Below are 20,795 nucleotides of genomic sequence, written 5' to 3' on the forward strand. Positions count from 1 at the left end.
CGACAATCTTATTAAGCATAAATATATAACTGTGAGCGAAACAAAAACTAAATTCAGACCTGGTGTGCTCTTCGGAGAAGAAGTGACCGAGCTTTTCAAGTATGCCAACGAAAATAACTTTGCCCTGCCGGCTGTTAACGTAATCGGTACCGATTCGGTTAATGCCGTGCTTGAAACAGCAAAGGCTGTTAACTCTCCTGTGATCATCCAGCTCTCGCATGGTGGCGCCCAGTTCTTTGCTGGAAAAGGCCTTGCCAACGACGAGCAGAAAGCAGCCATTGCAGGCGGCATATCCGGTGCGCAGCACGTGCACCTGATGGCAGAAGCCTATGGTGTGCCTGTAGTGTTACACACTGACCACGCAGCTAAAAAACTTCTACCCTGGATAGACGGACTTCTGGATGCCGGTGAGAAGTATTACGAGCAGCATGGCAAGCCCCTTTTCAGTTCACACATGCTTGATTTATCCGAAGAGGAGATCGAGGAGAATATTACTACTTGCGCCAGCTACCTGAAGCGCATGAATAACATTGGCATGACCGTAGAGATTGAATTGGGTGTAACCGGTGGTGAGGAAGACGGCGTGGACAACACGGATGTTGACAGTACGCACCTGTACACGCAGCCAGAGGAAGTTGCCTATGCTTACGAGGAACTGAAAAAGATAAGTGATCGCTTCACTATTGCGGCTGCTTTCGGAAACGTGCATGGAGTATATAAGCCAGGTAATGTGGAGCTGCGCCCTGAGATCCTTAAAAACTCACAAGAGTTTATACAGGAGAAGTTCGGTACAGGCCCTAACCCGGTAAACTTTGTATTCCATGGTGGTTCTGGTTCTGAAAAACACCAGATCAAGGAAGCAATTGAGTATGGTGCTATCAAAATGAACATTGATACAGATATGCAGTGGGCCTTCTGGGAGGGTGTTCGTAATTATTACGAAAGCAAGAAAGGCTACCTGCAGAGCCAGATCGGCAACCCTGATGGCGAAGATGCTCCTAACAAAAAGTACTATGACCCGCGCGTTTGGCTACGCGAAGGCGAAAAGAATTTTATTGAGCGTTTGAAAGAAGCTTTTACTGACTTAAACGCGAATAACCGCAATTAATTTACCAAGAATGGCGAAGTATAAACTTCGCCATTCTTTTTTTACAACCTTACCTTGTGCTCCTGCAGCCAATGGTAAATTTCGTCGGTATCTTCTTTCCGGCAAAGTTCCGACCCCGGAGTCATAGTGGCGGCAGTACCAGCTGCAACACCATAACGCACCACCTCATCCAACGAATAACCCCGTACCAATCCAAGCACCATTCCAGCTACCATACTATCACCGGCACCAACAGCACTTTTCGGTGGCACGGTAGGCGGAACGATATAACTTACCCCATGATCTTTAGAGGCTAACATGGCGCCACGTGGCCCGAGAGAAACAACCAATACCTGACATTTGCCTTCCTCCAGTACCCTATTTGCAATTTCCTCCTGCTCCAGGGCAGATATTTCCTCTTTGCCTGCCAGGGCCGCTAATTCTCCCAGGTTAGGCTTAAGTAAATAAACGCCTTCTCCTGCTGCTTTCAAAAGTGCTTCGCCAGAGGTATCTACCACCAGCTTAAACTTTCTTCTGTTGGCTATCTCAGCCAGACGCATGTAAAAGTCATCTGGCACGCCCGGGGGCAAACTACCGCTTGCAATCACATACTTCGGCAGCTCTTCATCTTTAAAATCTTCCAACCTATTCAGGCAAGCCTGCCATTCTTCTTCAAGAGTATAAGGACCAGGCATTCCAAACCGGTATTGGTTACCAGTACTGTCTTCCATCACCATCAGGTTTTCCCGGCTCCAGTTCTTGGTCTTAACGGTCCAGAAATCTATTCCCTCTTCCTTTAATAATTCACTTAGTTTCTGGCCAGAAGGGCCGCCCTCTAAAAACCAGGAGCAAGAGCTTCCTCCTAATTTTTTTAATGCCCTTGATACATTTATACCGCCCCCTCCCGGTTCATAAACAGGTTCTTCACAACGTAATTTTTTCTCTGGGAGCACCTGGTGTACATGCGTACTTTTATCTAAGGCAGGGTTCAGGGTAATGGTTATGATCTCGTGCATTATTTGGTTGAAAAACGGTCTGTAACTATTAAAAACTATTCAGTTTATTCTCTTTTGATGTTAAACTCTTTCTGGTCTCCGGTTTTAAAGGTATATACCTCCCCAAGCACCCCAATCCGTACTTCACGGGTCCAACCTTTGTCGAAAGTAATGATCATTTTGTCCTGCGTCAGTTGCAAAGACAGCCAGTGGCTGCGGTAACGCACCTGAAAATTCAAACAGCCGATCTCCTCCGGTAAAACAGGGTTAAACCACAAAATATCGTCCCTGATCTCCAGTCCGGTATAGCATCGCTGTACCAGGTCTACGGTACCGGCCATGGCTCCTAAGTGAATCCCTTCCGGTGTCGTTCCACCCTGCACATCCTCCACATCACTCATCAGGGCAATTTCAAAATTGGACCAGGATCGTTTTCGGTCTGTGCGAGCCAACACCCAGGAATGCACTATTTTACTTAGCGTGGACCCGTGCGAGGTTCTGGTTTCATAGTAGGCGACATTCTCGGGTATACTCTCCGGCTTGAAGGTATAGCCCAGTTGTGTAAAAAGTTCTGTTAACTCTTCTGACGAAAACAGGTAAAAAAGCATCATCACATCGGCCTGTTTACTGGCTTTGTATGCATTCACATCTTTGTTCTCGCTTTCCAGTATCCTGTCAAGCCGCATGGCCTCACCATATTTAGCTTTATACTCTTCCCATGGAAACTCCTGCAGATCCTCATACCCTTCAAATTGCGCGATTATGTTGCTGTCGCCTATAAAAGGAATATACATCCGCTGACTGATGTGCTGCCACCGCTCCACGTCTTCCGTAGATATCTGGCACTTCTCCATTAATTCATCCAGGCGTGAACGATCGATCGTTTTAAAGACTTTTAAGGCACACTGTATCACCCATACCGCCATTACATTGGTATAGGCATTGTTGTTAAGCCCCGGAGAGGGAGAGCCGGGATATTCAGTATGGTACTCATCAGGCCCAACAACATTGCGTATTTCATACCGCCCTCTATCAGCGTTCAGTATTGCTATAGTAGACCAGAATTGCGCGATCTCCAGTATCAGTTCCGCGCCATAAAAAGTAAGGAATTCCCTGTCGTGGGTTGCCTGAAAATAATGCCATACATTATAAGCTACTGCTGCGTTAATGTGGCGCTGCAAAAAAGTATTATCTGGCACCCATCGTCCCGATTTAGGGTTAAGGTGAATGATCTGGCTTTCTTCACGACCACTGCTACCGCTTTGCCAGGGAAACATGGCGCCCCTATACCCTGCCTCCAGGGCAGCGTAACGCGCTTCGGGTAAACGGCGGTATCGATACATGAGCAAGGCACGTGTCAGGTCAGGGAGGCGCAGGTTGAGGTATGGAAAAATAAAAAGCTCATCCCAGAAAATGTGGCCGCGGTACGCCTCACCGTGCAACCCTCTCGCCGGCACACCAACATCATGCCCGATGGAGTTTGCAGATACAGTCTGTAACAAGTGAAAGATATGTAACCGTAGCACTGACTGCGCCTCTTCATTGCAAGCCAATTCCAGGTCGCAGCGTTTCCACAACCGCTGCCATGCATGGATATTGCTGTTTAGCAGGTGCTCAAAGCTTACAATTCTTTCAATGTTTTTAAGCGCCTCCTGTAACGGTTCAGAAATTGCAAAGTCACGGGAAGTATAAATTAGCACTACTTTTTCAACACGAACAGGTTGATCCCGGCTGCAACTGATCCTGAGTACCTGTTCTACATATTTATTTTCTGCGCTGGAGTGGCGCTCTACCTCTAGCCGTTTGCCATCCTTAAAAACAAGTGTGCGGGCAGCCTGTGCCATCCTAACCTTCGACTGCTTAGTCGTTACTACCAGGTAAATCGAGTCTTCATCGTATTGGTCTGAATCTACCGGCTCCAGATGATCGTTTGCGAGGGAGCGATACCGGGCAACACCGCTGTTCGTGACACGTCCATCCAGTGCCGCACGCACTTCTATTTCCCCGGCCCAATTGACGGGTGTCAGTTCCCAGGCCAGGGCAGCCACATGGGGGTTAGCCATACTTACAAAGCGCCTGCTCAGCAACTTTGTCTCACGGCCGGCCGCATCTTTAAAGTGTAGTTCCCGCACCAGGACCCCTTGCAGCATATTCAGTTCCTGTACAAATCCGAGCAGCTCGACCTTCTCCAACTCAAACCAGTCCTCCCCAGCGTGCCTGAAGGTCATTGGCAGCCAATTTGGCCAGTTTACAAGATCCTCGTTCTCAATTTTTTTACCTGAAACCTCTGATATAAGCCTGTCATAGCCCCCGGCCAGGTAAGTGCCCGGATAATGCACTGTTTTATCAGCATTACTTTCTTCAAAAGCACCCCTGGTGGCCAGGTAGCCGTTCCCTAGTGTGTTGAGTGCCTCGCGCAGTGGCTGCTCTTCCGGCACCCAAGTATCGTACACAATTTTCCAATCATGCATGTTGCTGTTTTTCATAGATCACTTGCGTCAGTGTCTCCAGAAATTTCTGTACTTCATTTACATCTTCCAGCCTGTAAGTTGCAGCTGTTTTTTCATCATGCTCCCCAACCAGGATTCCAACGCCTTGCCCCTGAAGGGTATCAAAAGCATCTTCATCTGTTATATCGTCTCCTATATAAATTGGAATGATATCCGGTTTGTTTAAATCTAATTCCTGCATTAACCACAACACGGCTTTGCCTTTATGCCAATCCAGGTTTGGTTTTAATTCGATGATCTTCTTCCCGAGCCCTTCCTTCAGCTGCCGATGCTTTTGCAGCACATCAGCTGTTACGCGTTTTACCTCCTCTACTTTTTCGTCGGGCACGTTTCGGTAATGCACTGCGATGGCATAGCGTTTTCTTTCAACCAAGGCTCCTTCAATGGTTTTTAACCGTTCCTTTAGTTCCGCATCCGCTTCTTCCAAAGCAGGCAGGGCATCTTTTGCTCCTCCGGGCTCAATATGCATGTTTCCGGGTCCTGAAATGTCGAACCCGTGTGAGCCAGCAAAGTACAGGTTTTGTAGCTGCACCAGTTTCTCCACATCTGCCCTGTCGCGGCCGCTAACAACTGCTACCGGACATGCTTCAGCCAAACGACGCAATGTGGCTCGCATCTCCGGCGATAGTATGGCTTTGTCAGGATCTTTCACGATTGGCGTCAGACAGCCGTCATAATCCAGGAAAACAGCTGGTTTCTTTCCGTTTAACAGCTTTGAGAGGTTCTCCTGTGCGGATGGAAGCTCCCTGGCCTCCCGCTTCTGAAGCTCAATACCTGATTGGTTTTTCATAGGTTGTATGGTAGGAAATTTATTGATCACCACATCTGCTCCGTGGTTTAAAAGTTGTGCTTTATTGTCTGCTCTGTCAATTCCCACTACTAGTGAGAAGCCTCCTGCCTGCCCTGCTGACACCCCTGCCAGCGCATCTTCGAAGATAGCTGCTTCTGTTGGCGCTACCCCTAGCAGGTTTGCAGCTGCTAAAAAGACATCAGGTGCTGGCTTTCCTTTCAGGCCAAGCTTAACAGCTTCCACACCATCCACGAGGGCATCAAAAAGATATTCTATCCCTGCAGCAGCAAGTATGGCTTTGCAATTTTTACTCGCAGAAATCACTGCTGTTTTTCTACCGCTGCTTCGCTGCTGTTTAAGCCAACTGATTGTATCCGGGTATACTTCTACACCCATTTTCTTCACCAACTCCTGAAAGTAAGCATTTTTAAGATTTCCTAGGCCAGCCACGGTTTCTTTACCGGGAGCATCACCGGGTAGCCCTTCCGGTAAAACCACCCCCCGGGAAGAAAGGTAGTTCCGCACGCCATCATACCTCGGGATACCATCAATATACTGCCTGTAATCGGTAGCAATGTCCAGTTGCTTGTACGCTTTTCCTTCCTGGTTCCCACGCTTACCGAGGTAATCATCAAACATACGTTTCCAGGCCTTTGCATGTACAAGGGCAGTTTGTGTAATCACGCCGTCCATGTCCAGTATCAACGCCTTGATATGTTTCTGATCCAGTAAGTCATTGATATTTTCCTGCATACCTACGCCATTTCTTTCATTTTTGATGATCTAAATCTATTCAAAGCCAATTCAGTTTTAACGTTTCATACATGTAGCCTGTTTAGTGTTTATTAAAATCTACACTGCCAGACCGGTGCATAGCGTTTTATTTTACGGGATGAGGACAAGCCGTATACTATTTGTCTGAGCGTACATTTTCAAATTTCATCCTTCAACTATATATTTTGTGGTGCGCTTTCCAGTTGCATCTCTTCAGGACTTTTGTCTTCTAGCCTACCAAAGCGTATCCGTTTATAAATCTCAGCAAACCAGATGACAAAAGAAGAGAGCACGAGCAGCACCAACAGGTCAAACAGCGGCAACTCCCTGAATTTAAAAACACCACTCAGGAAAGGGGTATAAATTACCAGCAACTGCAGCAGCAAAGACACTACAAAAGCGATGTTAACATAGCGGTTGCTAAACGGACCAATGGTAAATATTGATCGGTCCAGGGACCGCATGTTAAATGTGTTGAAAACCTGTGTCATGGCTATGACAATAAAGACTGCAGTGCGCGCCATTTCTTCCCCTTTTGGCAAATAATAAGCAAAAGCCCCCAATGACAGGCCGAGCATCACGATGCTCATTAGTAAAATATACGGCACAACACTTTTATCAAGAATATTGGCGTCGCGCTTCACGGGTTTTTGTTTCATTATCTCACCGTGTCCTCTTTCAGTGGCTAAGCCTAGCTCCATCACTCCGTCTGTCACCAGGTTCACCCACAAAATCTGGGTAGCTGTAAGCGGGAAAGGCCACCCTATTGCCATGGCAATAATAAAAACCGCTACAAAAGCGAAGTTGGTTGTGAGCAGGAAAAAAGAGGTTTGTCGTACATTCTGGAATACAATACGCCCTTCACGAACTGCTTTGACTATGGTAGCAAAATTATCATCAGACAGCACAATCTGTGAGGCATCTTTAGCTACATCTGTTCCCCTAATTCCCATTGCAATACCAACATCTGCACGCTTAAGTGCAGGCGCGTCATTTACGCCGTCACCTGTCATAGCAATCAGGTGCCCCTTATCCCGAAGGTGCTCAGCAATGCGTAACTTAGTATTTGGGCTCACCCGGGTATAGACAGAGACATGGTCAACCAGTTCTTCGAAAGTTGTATCGTCTACCTCCAGTTCATTTTCCTGCAGCGCTTCCGGATACTTGTCGTTCTGCTGCTGCTGCTTATCCAGTATCCCTACTTCCCGGGCAATGGCGGTCCCCGTTTTTTTATGATCGCCAGTTACCATCATCACCCTGATGCCTGCAGACTTACAGGCCGCAACAGCCTCCTGCACTCCCTCACGAGGGGGATCAACAATGCCGGTTATACCAACCCAAACCAGGTCATGCACATCGTCTGCCTTTGCTTCTGCTGTTGCGCCGTCTGCTTCCCGGTAAGCAAGGGCTAGTACACGCATTGCATCTTCAGCCCATTCGTTCAGCTTTTCCTCTACCTTTAGCCGGTGTTCATCCGTCAGCTCTTCAGCGCCATTTTGGGTTAATACTTTGGATGATAATTTAAGAATGCTTTCGGGTGCCCCCACTACAAAGAGCTCTTTGTGCCCATCCATACTGACAAGGGAAGCCCGGAACTTTTGCTCTGAGTTGAAAGGGAGATCATCCACAGTGCTTATCCTGAGATCAGTTTCTCCACTATTCGACTTTGACTTTTTTGCAAGTACGAGTAAGGCCAACTCTGTAGGGTCGCCGGACACTTCTGGCTCTTCATCGGGTGGATCATCATTCGCTGCGTTCAGCCTGGGCTCTCCCAGCCGGGCGTTGTTACAGGTTTCTGCAATAAGTAGTAGCTTGTGCAGCACATGGTTCTGCTCAGGTGTTGCAAGCTGGTTATCCTGCCTGATGTCGCCCTCAATCCCATACCCCGTACCACTTACATCCAGATCGGTGCCATCACCTAATAAGATCCTTTTTACAGTAAGAATGCTTTTGGTGAGGGTTCCGGTTTTATCAGTTAATATAACTGATACGGACCCCAACATTTCAGTAGCAGTAAATTCCCGTATAATGGCATTTTGGTTTGCCATGCGTTTTGCGCCTATCGCCAGCACAATTGATATTACAGCAGGCAGGCCTTCCGGTATAGTAGATACCAGGGTTGCCACTGTGATCAGCAGCACCTCTTCAAAGCCAAAGTCCCTGACAAAATACCCGAGTATGAAAACGACAACAGATGTGGCGATTGAGATAATCGCCATCTGTTTTCCGAGGCGTTCTGTTTTTTTCCGAAAATTTGTAGCGGTAACTTTAATGTTACCCAGTGATCTGGATATTTTACCCAGTTCCGTATGAGGGCCCGTTCCCGTGATAACAGCTTTAGCGGTACCTCTTGCCACATGGGTTCCTTTCCAGATCATGTTGGCCCGATCACCGAGATTGGTATTCTCGTCCAGTGGCGTACTTTGTTTTTCAACAGGTAGCGACTCTCCTGTTAAAGAAGCTTCCTCCGTTCTCAGATTCTTACAGGAGATCAGGCGTGCGTCTGCCGGAATACTATCTCCTTCTTCTAACATGATTACATCTCCCGGAACCAGTTGCTCTGCCTCCACTACCCGGGGGTTTCCGTCGCGCAAAACAGTGGCCTCCTGCTTTATCATATTCTTGAGGGCAAGTATCGCTTTCTCAGCCCTGTACTCCTGCAGAAACCCAAGTATGGCATTAAACAGGATCACGCCTAATATTACATACACATCCACTCTCTGTTCGGCATACCAGGCCACCCCTGCCGCCAGAAAAAGTATAAGTATAAGAAAGTCTTTGAACTGCTTGAGAAAAAGTAGCAACGGATTTACGCCTTCTTTACCACTTAACTCATTTGGCCCTACCTCCTGTAGCCTTTTCTGCGCCTCCTGCTGACTTAAGCCCTCACTGGCTGTCTGAAGTTTCCGGATCGTTTCCTCAACTGAAATGCTGTGGTATGGATACTGCTGATCTATCGCCATATTAGGACTACGTTCAGGGTGTGATGTTTTGATGCGCAGCTGGTACAGAAGCAGCCCTAAGGAATACCCTGTGTGCGCTCCTGCGGAGGAATATCCGGACCTTGTTCCGGTCTTGTGGCGTTCGTGTCTCCTCCGGTTACATATCCTGTTGGCCCGGGGGGAGTACGTTTGCCATCATCTTCTCGTAAAAGGTTCTTCTTACCTATTTTCTTTCCTGTGCCTTTTGTATCATCTTTCATAGCTATTCAGGATGTTTAATTAGTGATGCTTCTTTACTCGTTACACCAGATATTAAGCAGTAAGAATCATTTTTTCATTTTGATTCTACTTTCTGCTTCTACGATATTTTTTATGCCTTGGGCTAAAGCATCCGGATTAAAGGAAATACTGTTGATACCCTGCTCAACTAAAAACTGTGTTACTTCAGGGTAATCGCTGGGAGCCTGACCACAAAGGCCAATCTTACGCCCACAAGCCCTGGCTTTGTCAATGGCTGTGGCTATCATTTTCTCCGCTGCCGGATCTCGTTCGTTAAACAATTTGCTTATAGTAGAGGAATCACGATCTATACCTAATGTTAATTGAGTGAGGTCGTTGGAACCGATAGAAAAACCGTCGAATATTTGAGCGAACTCTTCCAGTAAAACTACGTTGCTGGGCACTTCCACCATCATGTATATCTCCAATTTGTTCTTACCCTGCTTCAGTCCCTGCTTTTCCATAAGTTCCACCACTTTTCTGGCTTCGTCTGTGGTGCGGCAAAATGGTATCATGAGTTTCACGTTAGTTAGTCCCATTTCTTCACGCACCACCCGCATCGCTTTACACTCAAGTTCAAACCCCTCCCGGTAAGCTTCATGATAGTACCGGGAGGCGCCCCTGAAACCGATCATTGGATTTTCCTCTTTCGGTTCAAACTCCCGCCCTCCCAATAAATTGGCGTACTCATTACTTTTAAAGTCACTCATTCTCACAATCACGTCACGCGGATAAAATGCTGCGCCAATGGTGGCCACCGCTAACGACAAACGCTCTATGAAGTATAATGCTGGGCTCGCGAAATGGCGTGTCAGTTCTTTGATCTTTTTCCTGGCTTCTTTGTCTTTAAGTTCATTAAACTTTAAAAGCGCCATCGGGTGTGCTTCAATGCTATTAGTGATAATAAACTCCAGGCGCATAAGTCCTACACCTGCCACCGGATACATGGCATATTCAAATGCCTGATCCGGGTCACCCAAGATCAGCATGGCTTCGGTTGCATGCGCACCCAGGTCATCCAGGCAGATCTCTTCCTCTTTCCAATCCAGTTTGCCTTTATATACTTTCCCCTCCTCGCCACCGGCACAAGACACTGTCACTACCTGACCATCCTTGATACATTTGGTGGCATTACCTGTACCAACAACCGCAACCGCACCCAACTCACGGGCTACAATAGCGGCATGGCTGGTTCTGCCACCACTTTCAGTTACTATGGCAGAAGCTTTCTTTAGTACCGGGTCCCAATCCGGGTTGGTAATGCCGGTTACCAGCACGTCTCCCTTCTGCAGCTTATCAATATCTTTGGGGGTCGTTAATAGCCTCGCCTTACCGGCTGCTATCTTAACTCCAATGGCATTTCCTGTGGTAATAACCTGCCCTTTGGATGTTAGATGATAGGTTTTAATAGCGTTAATTTTTTTACTGCCATACACGGTTTCCGGCCTTGCCTGCACAATGAAAAGCGCTTCTGTTTCACCGTCTTTAGCCCACTCAATATCCATGGGTTTTCCATAGTGGTTTTCTATTTGCAAAGCCCAATGAGCAATCCTGTTTATCTCCTCGTCAGAGAGCACCCACTTATCCTGCTTTGATTTTGGCGTAGGTATATTTCGTGTTGTTTCCTTTTCACCTGCTTTTGCAGCAGCTGTTGTGGCAGTCTTTTTTGCATTGCCCGAAGCGTATACCATTGTCTGCTTCTTTGTTCCCATTTTTTTGGAGATGATGGCACGCTTGCCCATCCGCAGTCCTTCTTTGAAAACGTAAAATTCGTCCGCATTTACGGCTCCCTGCACAACATTATCCCCAAGGCCCCAGCTGCCTGTAATAAAAATAACGCTGTCCAGGCCGCTATCGGGTGCAATGGTAAAACACACGCCTGCGCTGGCTTCATCTGAACGCACCATGCGCTGCACACCTGCCGATAAGGCTACTTTCATGTGCTCAAACCCATTGTCGACACGGTATTTAATAGCCCGATCATTAAACAGAGAGGCAAAGCAGCTCCTGCAGGCATCTAGCACATTCGCTATCCCCCTGATATTTAAAAAAGAATCATGTTGACCGGCAAAGCTTGCCTCAGGCAGATCTTCGGCTGTAGCACTACTTCTAACGGCTACCGCTTTCATGCCTTCTTCTTCTTGTTCCAGTTGTTTGTAAGCTTCCCGAATGGCACTGGCTACCTCTTCCGGCATCTTTGCCTGTAGTACCAGTTCCCTCGCTTTTTTGCCTATCTTATGTAAGTTTGAGAACTCACGGGTATCCAGGGAGTCGAATAGCTTTTGAAGGGGTTGCACCAAGCCGTTATATTCAAGGAACTTGTAATAGGCATCGGCAGTTGTTGCAAAACCATTGGGCACGTTGATTCCTTTTTTACTTAACTGCTGTATCATTTCTCCAAGAGAGGCGTTCTTACCTCCTACCGTACCCGTATCCTTGTTACTGATATGCTTGTAAGGCTGCACGTAAACTGCCATAACTCATATATTTATTTTAAAACACTGAATCATTGAATTTTACCTACGAAGGAGGGTACTTTTTGATGTTACTATTTGGTGATCAGCGGCTATGAATAAGTATCGGTACAGATTATTGGTTAAATTGCGTTTAAATACCTGTTAACCCGGCTAACAGATGTAACCATGAGGGACAAATCGAAGTAGTTGAGCCCGGACAGGAATAATATCCATATCAATAGAAACTATGCTGAAGAACTACTCCCCAACCCATACCGACGCCTGGAAAAAGCTACAGGCCCACTTCGAGCAGATACAGCCAAAGCATCTCCGGGAACTGTTTGCAGAAGATCCTGATCGATTTGATACGTTCTCCTATAAAGTAGGTGATACACTGTATGACCTTTCGAAGAACCGTATTACCGCAGAAACGCTGGAGCTACTTACACAATTAGCACAGGAAATGGCGTTGCCTGACGCTATTGAAAGCATGTTTAGGGGAGAAAAAATAAATGTAACAGAAGGCCGGGCCGTACTGCACACGGCTTTGCGTAACTTCTCCGGCAGTCAGCTTGAAGTAGATGGCGAAAATGCTTCTAAAGAAGTACACGACGTACTGCAGCAGATGAAGGCTTTCTGCCAAAAGCTACATAGCGGGGAATGGAAAGGCTATACCGGTAAATCGATCAATCACATTGTAAATATTGGTATCGGTGGCTCGCACCTGGGGCCGCAGATGGTAACGGAAACACTAAAAAAATACCAGCAACCTGACATTGAGGTTGATTTTATTTCGAATGTGGATGGCACTGATGCTGCCGAGGTTCTTCGCAAACTGGACCCGGAAAGAACATTGTTTATTATCGCATCCAAAACATTCACCACCAAAGAAACCTTAGCGAACGCCCACACATCCCGCGACTGGTTCCTGGAGAAAGCTGGCGACAAGGAACATGTTAAGAAACATTTTGTAGCCCTGTCTACCAACACCGCAGCAGTTGAGGAATTCGGTATCGCCCCTGAAAACACCTTCCGTTTCTGGGATTGGGTGGGAGGCCGTTATTCATTGTGGTCCGCCATTGGCCTGTCAATCGCTGCTGCTATTGGTTACGACAACTTTGAGGAATTATTAAAAGGTGCCGAGTCAATGGACAAACACTTCCGTGAAACTCCAATGCACCAGAACATACCGGTGTTGATGGGGCTGCTGAGCATCTGGTACACTAACTTTTTTGGCTGCCAGACACATGCTGTTTTGCCCTACGATCAGTACCTGCGTCTGCTGCCGGAATACCTGCAACAGTTGCTAATGGAAAGCAATGGCAAAAGCGCTGCCAGAGACGGAAGCAAGGTAGATTACCAGACACAGCCTGTAATATGGGGAGCTGCCGGTACCAATGGGCAGCACTCTTTCTTCCAGTTGATACACCAGGGCACCATCCTTATTCCATGCGATTTTATTGCACCGGTAGTAAGTCAGAACCCCATCGGGCAGCACCACCCGATGCTACTTTCAAACTTTTTTGCCCAAACAGAGGCACTCATGAAAGGTAAGACACGGGATGAGGCTGAAGCAGAACTCCGCCAGAAAGGCAATATGAGTGAGGAAGAGGTTGCAGAACTGGCACCGCATAAGGTATTTGAGGGCAATAAACCTACCACATCCATTATGCCGCACCAAGTAACACCTTTTTCTCTTGGTAGCCTGATCGCCATGTATGAGCACAAAACATTTGTGCAGGGCGTGATCTGGAATATCTACAGTTTTGACCAGTGGGGTGTTGAGCTTGGAAAACAGTTAGCCGGTAAGATAGAAGATGAACTGTTAAGCGGCAAACAGGCAGCACATGACAGCTCTACTGCTGGTTTGATTGCCTATTACAATAATAACCGCACTAAATAGTGCTAAATGTTGGATGCAGGGGTGTTATTTTGATCACCCCTACATCTAATTATAAACTTAATAAGCTGATGTTTCCTAAGAGGCCGGTATTTTTACTGCTGTTTTTGTTGCTGTTAAGCAGTTGTGCCGACAATAATTTTTTTCAGAAGGACGCTTTAGCCACACCCGAAGAAATAAAAGGGAAACAACCTGCCGGCCCAGACAGTGTTTGGGTGGTTGCGGGCAGGCACTACAACCGCAGCGGCTTCTATCGTTTCTTCTGGGGCAATCACAACCGCAAGCTCTGGGCTACACCTGTTAAACTCCCTGTCTTTCACCTCAACAAAGTTAAAGGAGGGTTAAAAGTGGTAAAGAAGGGCGGTGGATTTCAGACAACCAGTTTTCACCTGAAGGATAACAAGGGCCGCCTGTATGCCTTCCGCTCTATTGATAAGGATCCGATACATGTGGTGAGCAAATTCTGGCGCCCCACATTTGTTAGCGACATACTCCGCGACCAAACTTCTGCGGCCAACCCTTACGGTGCTCTGGTTGTGCCAACACTAGCCCAAGCTGTAGGTGTGCATCACACAAACCCCGCCTTATACTATGTACCTGAAAATGCACCAGGCTGGGGAGAATATGCAAATGAGGTAGCAGGAAAAATATTCATGCTGGAAGAAAAGTATGAGGACAAAATTGACCTGACGGCATCTTATTCTAAAGCAGTGGATTTCGAGGACTCAGATGATGCTCTTCGGGAGCGCTTTGAACATAACACACACCATTTTGATCAGCGCGCATTTGCTAAAGCCAGGCTCCTGGACCTGCTTCTGGGCGACTGGGACCGACACAAAGGGCAATGGGACTGGGCTGTTCGAAAACAAGAAAACGAAACCTACTATTTACCTATCCCCAAGGACAGGGATCAGGTGTTTATGGAAATGGGAGATGGGCTTCTACCAGCTATTGCCACCAGTAAGATCATGGCACGCAAGTTCCACTCCTTCGATCATGATTTCAGCGATGTTAAGGCTTATATGATTAACTCCAGGTTTCTGGATGAGCGGCTACTGAATGAGCTGACACTACAGGACTGGCAAAATATTGCACGGCAAATGCAGCAACAGCTAACGGATAGTATAATCGAGAGAGCCGTTCACCAGCTGCCACCTCCTATCTATTCTTTGATCGGCCAGGAGACAGCCAGGAACCTGAAGAGCAGACGTAACCTTCTTACAAAGGCTGCAGAAAAGATGTATGACATCCTTGCGGAGAGTGTGTCTGTTGCAGGATCAGATGAAGAAGAATACTTTAAAGTGGCCCGATTAGATGACAATCGTACAGACGTGAAAATGTACCGTAAAGGTGATCATGACAAACCTACCAAATTACTTTACCATCGCGTTTTTTACAGGGATCAGACAAAGCAGATAAAGCTATATGGCTTGGCTGATGATGATGTATTTGAGTTAACCGGAAACGTGAAAGATGGTATTCTTATAAAAATTTACGGCGGCCTTGGAGCTGATAAAATAACCGATAACTCAAATGTATACGGCTTAAAGAAGTATACCCAGGTTTATGATACCGAACGTGGAAATGAAATTGTGTTCGGTACTGAGGCAAAAGACAAAACTACCCGCGATGTAAGGGTACATGCCTTCGATCGGGAGGGGAATTGACACCGGAATAAAGATGTGTTATTTAACCTTAGCGCGTTTTACCAGATAAGAATACAGCACTTTATCAAAAGGTTCACTGATGTCTACGGGCACAAAATCAATTTTATACTGGCCGCACTTCAAAGCTAACTCTTTCTTGTAACCTTCCATGGCAATGCGATAATGTTCACGTACCTGCGATGGCTGTAGCTTCAGCTCCTGCCCCGTTTCAGAGTCTATAAACACATAAGGGCGCTCTGCAAAGTCAAACTCTTCTTCCGTTTTCCGATCCATAACATGGAAAATCAATACCTCATGCTTCTGGTGCTTCAGGTGTTGCAGGGCAGCAAAAATGGCGTCATTATCGTCCTGCTTACTAAGCATATCGCTAAAGATGATAACAAGGGAACGTTTCTGGATCTGCTGGGCTATCTGATGCACCACCTCCGATACATTGGTGTCTTTGGCGACTGGCTTCTGCTCCAGTTGTTTCTGTAGCAGGATCAGTAACGTATGCAGGTGAGAGGCCGTTGAGCGGACGGGAGTCTGAAACTCTATCTTATCAGAGAAAGTTACCAGCCCGATCGCATCGCGCTGCTTGCGCAGCAAGGTGGCCAGGGCTGCCGCGCATAACACAGAAAAAGTGAGCTTGCCATTGTTCTCAACAGGATAGTACATGGATGGCGAAACATCGAGCAGCATGTGACAGCGCAGGTTCGTTTCTTCCTCATACCGTTTCACAAAGAGCTTATCGGTACGGGCAAAAACTTTCCAGTCGATATGCCGGGTACTTTCACCGCTGTTATAGAGGCGATGCTCTGAGAACTCAACCGAGAAGCCGTGGTAAGGAGATTGGTGCAGCCCCGTTATAAACCCTTCTACCAGTTGTTTTGCCAGAAACTCCATATTCTCGAATTTCTGAACATCGGCAAGCGTTAAGGGCTTTTTCATAGGGGGCGGCTATCATTTAGAACTCGACTCTGCTCTAGAAACGGCCAGAGGCACTTCTTGTTGCTTCTCCTGCTCGATTGGCACCGCTTTTATTTTCACATACCCGATGCCAGCCCGAACAATACCAATTTCTTCGGCAGCGGCCCTGGAGAGGTCTATGACTCTATGCTTGTTCCGGGGCATTCTGTCATTGACCCTCACGACAACGGTTTTACCATTCTTAGGATTGGTGATCTCTAACTGCGTATCAAAGGGCAGTGAGGGATGAGCCGCTGTGAAAAGTGTTTTGTCGTATTTCTCGCCACTTGCTGTGCGCTGGCCATGCATACGATCAGCATAATAAGATGCTTTACCTTCTGCTGTATAAGTGTTTGTACTATTGAAAAAAGAGAGCAGAAGTACTAGTATAATTGAACATAAATTCATAATATACTATATTGGTTCAACTGCAAATATAAAATTAATTATTTAAGAAAATTAAATTCAAAAACTTTTATATATCAGAAGTATATGTTACTTTTAGATTCACAAAGTTGAATTTAACGTCTATTTAAACGGTGGAAGAGAACAACGAAAAAGCAGAGATTTATTCCCAAAGGGTAAGAGCCGGGAAGAGAACGTATTTCTTTGATGTGAAGTCAACTCGCTCGAACGATTACTACGTGACAATCACAGAGAGTAAAAGAAAGTTCAAGGACGACGCCTTTTCATATGAGAAGCATAAGATCTTTTTATACAAAGAAGATTTCGCCAAGTTTATTGATGCGCTCCAGGAGACAATTGACCACGTTAAGTCAGAGCTTTTAACAGAAGAAGCACTTGCTTCACTTGAAGCAACATCCGTAGATACAGAAGGTTCTGTAGAAGAAACTGCAACTGCCACTTCTTTTGATGAAGAATTAAAATGGGAGTAGTTTCCCTTTAAGTTTATCGATATTATCATTACATAGAAAAAGCCCCTGAACATGACAGGGGCTTTTTCTGTTTACCTACCTCTGCATCAACTCCTTTGAATTAAAGTATACCCCCAAACTCTTTTGATTCCCGCTGCTTGAGAAAGGAGCTATTTAACCGGTATCAATTCTAAATAACTCCCTAAAATATCTTAACTTTGCGCCCTTAAAATAATAATAAGTATACATGGGACTAAGATGCGGTATTGTGGGACTTCCGAACGTAGGAAAGTCAACCCTGTTCAACGCTATTTCTAACGCCAAGGCAGAATCTGCCAATTATCCTTTCTGTACCATAGAGCCTAACGTAGGAATCATTACTGTTCCTGACGAGCGCCTGCAGATATTAGAAGAACTGGTTCACCCTGAGCGCGTGCTGCCTACAGTTATTGAGTTCGTAGACATTGCCGGCCTGGTGCAGGGAGCAAGTAAAGGAGAAGGCCTGGGTAACAAATTCCTGGCTAATATTCGCGAAGTAGATGCGATCATCCACGTGGTGCGTTGCTTCGAAGATCCGAACATTGTGCACGTAGCCGGTAAAGTTGACCCTGTTTCTGATAAAGAGATCATAGATACCGAGCTTCAGTTAAAGGATCTGGAGTCGGTTGACAAGAAGATATTAAAGGTAGTGCGTTCCGCTAAGTCAGGTGATGCCAAAGCGAAAAAAGAACTGGCCAGCCTTGAAAAGTATAAGGCGCACCTGGAAGCCGGTTTGAACGTTCGCAGCCTGGATGTGACAGAAGAAGACCTGGATGCAGTAGAAGACCTGAAACTGCTGACTGCAAAGCCGGTGATCTACGCAGCTAATGTGGATGAGGATTCTGTGAATACAGGAAACAAATTCTCTGAGGCCCTGCAAGAGAACGTGAAGAATGAGAATGCGCAAGTAGTACTTATTTCCGCCTCTATCGAAGCGCAGATCGCCGAACTGACAGACCCGGAAGAAAAAGAAATGTTCCTGGCCGAGTATGGTTTAAAAGAGTCTGGACTGAGCAAGCTTATAAAAGCCTCTTACAGCCTTTTAAACCTGATCACCTACTTTACCGCGGGAGTTAAAGAAGTACGCGCCTGGACCATTGGAAAAGGCTGGAAAGCCCCTGCTGCTGCCGGTGTGATTCACTCAGACTTCGAAAAAGGCTTTATTCGTGCCGAAGTAATCAAGCTGAAGGACTACCAGGAATATAAGAGCGAAGCAAAGATAAAAGAGGCTGGTAAAATGGCCGTAGAAGGCAAAGACTACGTGGTGCAGGATGGTGATATTATGCACTTCCGTTTCAACGTATAAGTACCTATAACTATTCTGTAAAGCAGCAGGGGCGGCAGGTTTAAGTACCTGCCGCCCCTGCTGCTTTATACACTTTTAAAGTCCTACTTCTCTGAAAGCATCTGCATCACGAAGGCATAAAGATCAGCTTCTTCTCTAACACTGGAGTACAGACCAGTAGCGCCATAATGGCCCGCTTTGGCTTCTACTCTCAACAGCACAGGGTTTTTCTGAGCAGTTCTGCTTTGCATTTTTGCAGCAAACTTATACGAATGCAAGGGAGGAACCCGGTCATCGTTGCCGGAAGTCATGATCAGCATGGCAGGATAATTTACATCAGCCTTAATGTTGTGTAATGGTGAAAAATTTCTCAGTGACTGAAAGCCTTCCGGGTCGTTCACACTGCCATACTCATCCGTATGCAGGGCACCTACAGTAAAGTTTTGGAAGCGCAGCATATCCAAAGGGGCCACTACTGGCACAACGGCTTTAAATAGGTCTGGGCGCTGAATAGCTGCAGCTGCAACTACTAACCCACCATTAGAACCTCCTGTAGCAGCTAACTTAGCTGGCGTGGTATAGCCACTACTTACCAGGTATTCTGCCGCAGCAATAAAGTCATCAAAAGAGGTTTGCTTATGAATGCCGCGTCCCTGGGACGCCCATTTTCCACCACGTTCGCCCCCACCCCGAATAGAGGCAAAAGCAAACACCCCACCATTCTTAATAAAGTGGATGATGCCCGGTTCAAAACCCGGCTCTGACACTGCCCCGAATCCACCGTAAGCTTTCAGAAGCGTTGGGTTTTTACCATCCAGCTTTAACCCTTTTTCATGGATCAGGGTCATAGGGATCTTGGTGCCGTCCTTTGCCTCATACTCTACCGCTTTATATTCAAACTTATCGAGGTCGTAGGTAACGGTGGTACGGTCAGTAAGCGTACGCTCAAAAGTTTTAATGTTAAACTTATAAACTACTGATGGGAAAGTATAGGAAGAATAGCGATAAAAAATCTCCTCATCTTCTGGAGAACCGGTGAACCCTCCTATAGAAGTAGCCACAGGCAGATCCAGTTTATACAACATTTTACCGCTGTAGTCAAACACCGCCAGCAAGGGATGCCCATTGGTCAGGTAAGTGGTAATGAAACGATCCTTCATCAGGAAAGTATGCATCAGCAGCGTATTGGTAAACTCAGGCACCACTACCCGCCAGTTAAACGGGTTTGCAGGATCTAGTTCTATTAAGCGACCATTATTAGCTTTATGGCTCGTTTCGGCAATGAATTTTCCGTTATAACTCCCAAGAATAGTCAGGCCAAAGTTAATATTTGTCAGAAGCGGTTTTAGCACTGGCTCCGCATCCTGGTAATCAATTATAAAATAATTCTTTAAACCTGTCTTTTCGTTATTCTCTGTGAGCACGAAAAATCGTTCGTCGTCCGAGGTAAAGAAGTTAAAGACAGTAGTAAGGCTGTTGCGTTCAAATACCAGTTTATCCTCCTGCTGCTCCGTTCCTATCTTATGGAAAAACACCTTCTGGCCTGTTCCATCAGGATAAGCGGCATAAAAGAAGCCATTGTCTTTCCAGGCGATATTAGAGAACTTAACATTTTTTAGATGATCTTTCTTAGAGATGGCACTTTTGAGCTCCACCACCTTTATTTCTGCCCAATCACTCCCGTTACGGCTGAACTGGTATGCCAGCAGCTCAGAGTTTTTAGACACATCATACCCTTTCAGTACAATCCGATCCTTGGTAGAAATCTGGGCAGGATCTACCAGCACATTTAAGTTATCCTGCCTTGGGTCTTTACTAAGGTCGTTTTTGTAATACAAAGCCGGGGTTCCGCCATTGTTGTAATAATAATACCTAAAATAGTACTTGCCTTCTTTCCAGAAATTATGTGCAGCACTGGCATAAGAGTATTTATCAATAGCCAGAAAAGCATTTGTTTGGTTTGATGCTTTCGCCAGAAATTTCCTGGATACTTTATTCTGTTCCTCAACCCAGTTGTTCACCTCCGGGCTGCTCTGATCTTCTAGCCATCGGTACTCATCCGGAACTACAAACTGCTGATGAAAGGTATCTGCTACAGCAACTTTTTTGGTGACAGGGTACTCAACATTTTGCGCTACAAGTTGACCCGCCTGTAAACAGATGAGTAAGGGTAGTATAAATTGTTTCATAAAACAGGTTGGTTGTAAAAATGCTGGCTACTGCAACAGTTGATTCGCTTGAGCAATAG

Annotated in this window: 14 protein-coding genes; 5 read left to right on the forward strand and 9 right to left on the reverse strand. The window is 46.3% G+C overall.

Annotated elements, in window-relative coordinates; genetic code table 11:
• Positions 1-31 precede the first annotated feature (31 nt).
• A complete protein-coding gene (fbaA, locus tag ACSX1A_RS08560; protein WP_439883210.1) occupies positions 32-1,108 on the forward strand; it encodes a class II fructose-bisphosphate aldolase in 1,077 nt (358 codons plus the stop codon).
• 41 nt (positions 1,109-1,149) lie between these two features.
• Here fbaA and ACSX1A_RS08565 read toward each other — a convergent pair whose 3' ends face one another.
• The 6 genes from ACSX1A_RS08565 to ppsA form a co-directional block, all read right to left on the reverse strand.
• Positions 1,150-2,103 (reverse strand): 1-phosphofructokinase family hexose kinase, encoded by a 954-nt coding sequence (locus ACSX1A_RS08565; RefSeq protein WP_439883211.1) that lies wholly within the window; start codon positions 2,101-2,103, stop codon positions 1,150-1,152.
• A 44-nt stretch (positions 2,104-2,147) separates the two neighbouring features.
• The gene (locus ACSX1A_RS08570) at positions 2,148-4,568 is read right to left on the reverse strand and encodes a glycoside hydrolase family 65 protein (protein WP_439883212.1); all 2,421 of its coding nucleotides are present in this window, start codon (positions 4,566-4,568) and stop codon (positions 2,148-2,150) included.
• On the reverse strand, positions 4,546-6,135 hold the full coding sequence (otsB, locus tag ACSX1A_RS08575; RefSeq protein WP_439883213.1) for a trehalose-phosphatase: 1,590 nt from the start codon (positions 6,133-6,135) through the stop codon (positions 4,546-4,548). The genes ACSX1A_RS08570 and otsB overlap by 23 nt, the downstream gene beginning before the upstream one ends.
• Before the next feature lie 197 nt (positions 6,136-6,332).
• Positions 6,333-9,119: a cation-translocating P-type ATPase gene (locus tag ACSX1A_RS08580; protein WP_439883214.1), complete on the reverse strand. Its 2,787-nt coding sequence runs from the start codon at positions 9,117-9,119 to the stop codon at positions 6,333-6,335.
• 56 nt (positions 9,120-9,175) lie between these two features.
• Positions 9,176-9,358, reverse strand: a complete 183-nt coding sequence (locus ACSX1A_RS08585) for a hypothetical protein (protein WP_439883215.1) — start codon at positions 9,356-9,358, stop codon at positions 9,176-9,178.
• A 66-nt stretch (positions 9,359-9,424) separates the two neighbouring features.
• On the reverse strand, positions 9,425-11,854 hold the full coding sequence (ppsA, locus tag ACSX1A_RS08590) for a phosphoenolpyruvate synthase (RefSeq protein WP_439883216.1): 2,430 nt from the start codon (positions 11,852-11,854) through the stop codon (positions 9,425-9,427).
• 226 nt (positions 11,855-12,080) lie between these two features.
• Here ppsA and pgi point away from each other — a divergent pair, with 226 nt between their 5' ends.
• Entirely contained in the window at positions 12,081-13,736 is a 1,656-nt protein-coding gene (gene pgi, locus ACSX1A_RS08595) for a glucose-6-phosphate isomerase (RefSeq protein WP_439883217.1), read from the forward strand.
• Positions 13,737-13,804: 68 nt separating this feature from the next.
• Positions 13,805-15,400: a hypothetical protein gene (locus ACSX1A_RS08600; RefSeq protein ID WP_439883218.1), complete on the forward strand. Its 1,596-nt coding sequence runs from the start codon at positions 13,805-13,807 to the stop codon at positions 15,398-15,400.
• Positions 15,401-15,418: 18 nt separating this feature from the next.
• Here the strand turns inward: ACSX1A_RS08600 and ACSX1A_RS08605 are convergent, their stop codons facing one another.
• Both ACSX1A_RS08605 and ACSX1A_RS08610 read right to left on the reverse strand, forming a co-directional pair.
• Entirely contained in the window at positions 15,419-16,330 is a 912-nt protein-coding gene (locus ACSX1A_RS08605) for a DUF58 domain-containing protein (RefSeq protein WP_439883219.1), read from the reverse strand.
• Between the two features lie 12 nt (positions 16,331-16,342).
• Entirely contained in the window at positions 16,343-16,756 is a 414-nt protein-coding gene (locus ACSX1A_RS08610) for a septal ring lytic transglycosylase RlpA family protein (protein ID WP_439883220.1), read from the reverse strand.
• Between the two features lie 131 nt (positions 16,757-16,887).
• Here ACSX1A_RS08610 and ACSX1A_RS08615 point away from each other — a divergent pair, with 131 nt between their 5' ends.
• Positions 16,888-17,244, forward strand: a complete 357-nt coding sequence (locus tag ACSX1A_RS08615; RefSeq protein ID WP_439883221.1) for a DUF3276 family protein — start codon at positions 16,888-16,890, stop codon at positions 17,242-17,244.
• 226 nt (positions 17,245-17,470) lie between these two features.
• Positions 17,471-18,568 (forward strand): redox-regulated ATPase YchF, encoded by a 1,098-nt coding sequence (ychF, locus tag ACSX1A_RS08620; RefSeq protein WP_439883222.1) that lies wholly within the window; start codon positions 17,471-17,473, stop codon positions 18,566-18,568.
• Positions 18,569-18,651: 83 nt separating this feature from the next.
• On the opposite strand, the gene ACSX1A_RS08625 is transcribed toward ychF, so the two are convergent.
• Positions 18,652-20,736 carry a prolyl oligopeptidase family serine peptidase gene (locus ACSX1A_RS08625; RefSeq protein WP_439883223.1) on the reverse strand — a complete coding sequence of 695 codons (2,085 nt, stop codon included), beginning with the start codon at positions 20,734-20,736 and terminating at the stop codon, positions 18,652-18,654.
• Positions 20,737-20,795 lie beyond the last annotated feature (59 nt).

Origin of the sequence: Pontibacter sp. MBLB2868 (assembly GCF_051904785.1) — a bacterium.
GTDB lineage: Bacteria > Bacteroidota > Bacteroidia > Cytophagales > Hymenobacteraceae > Pontibacter.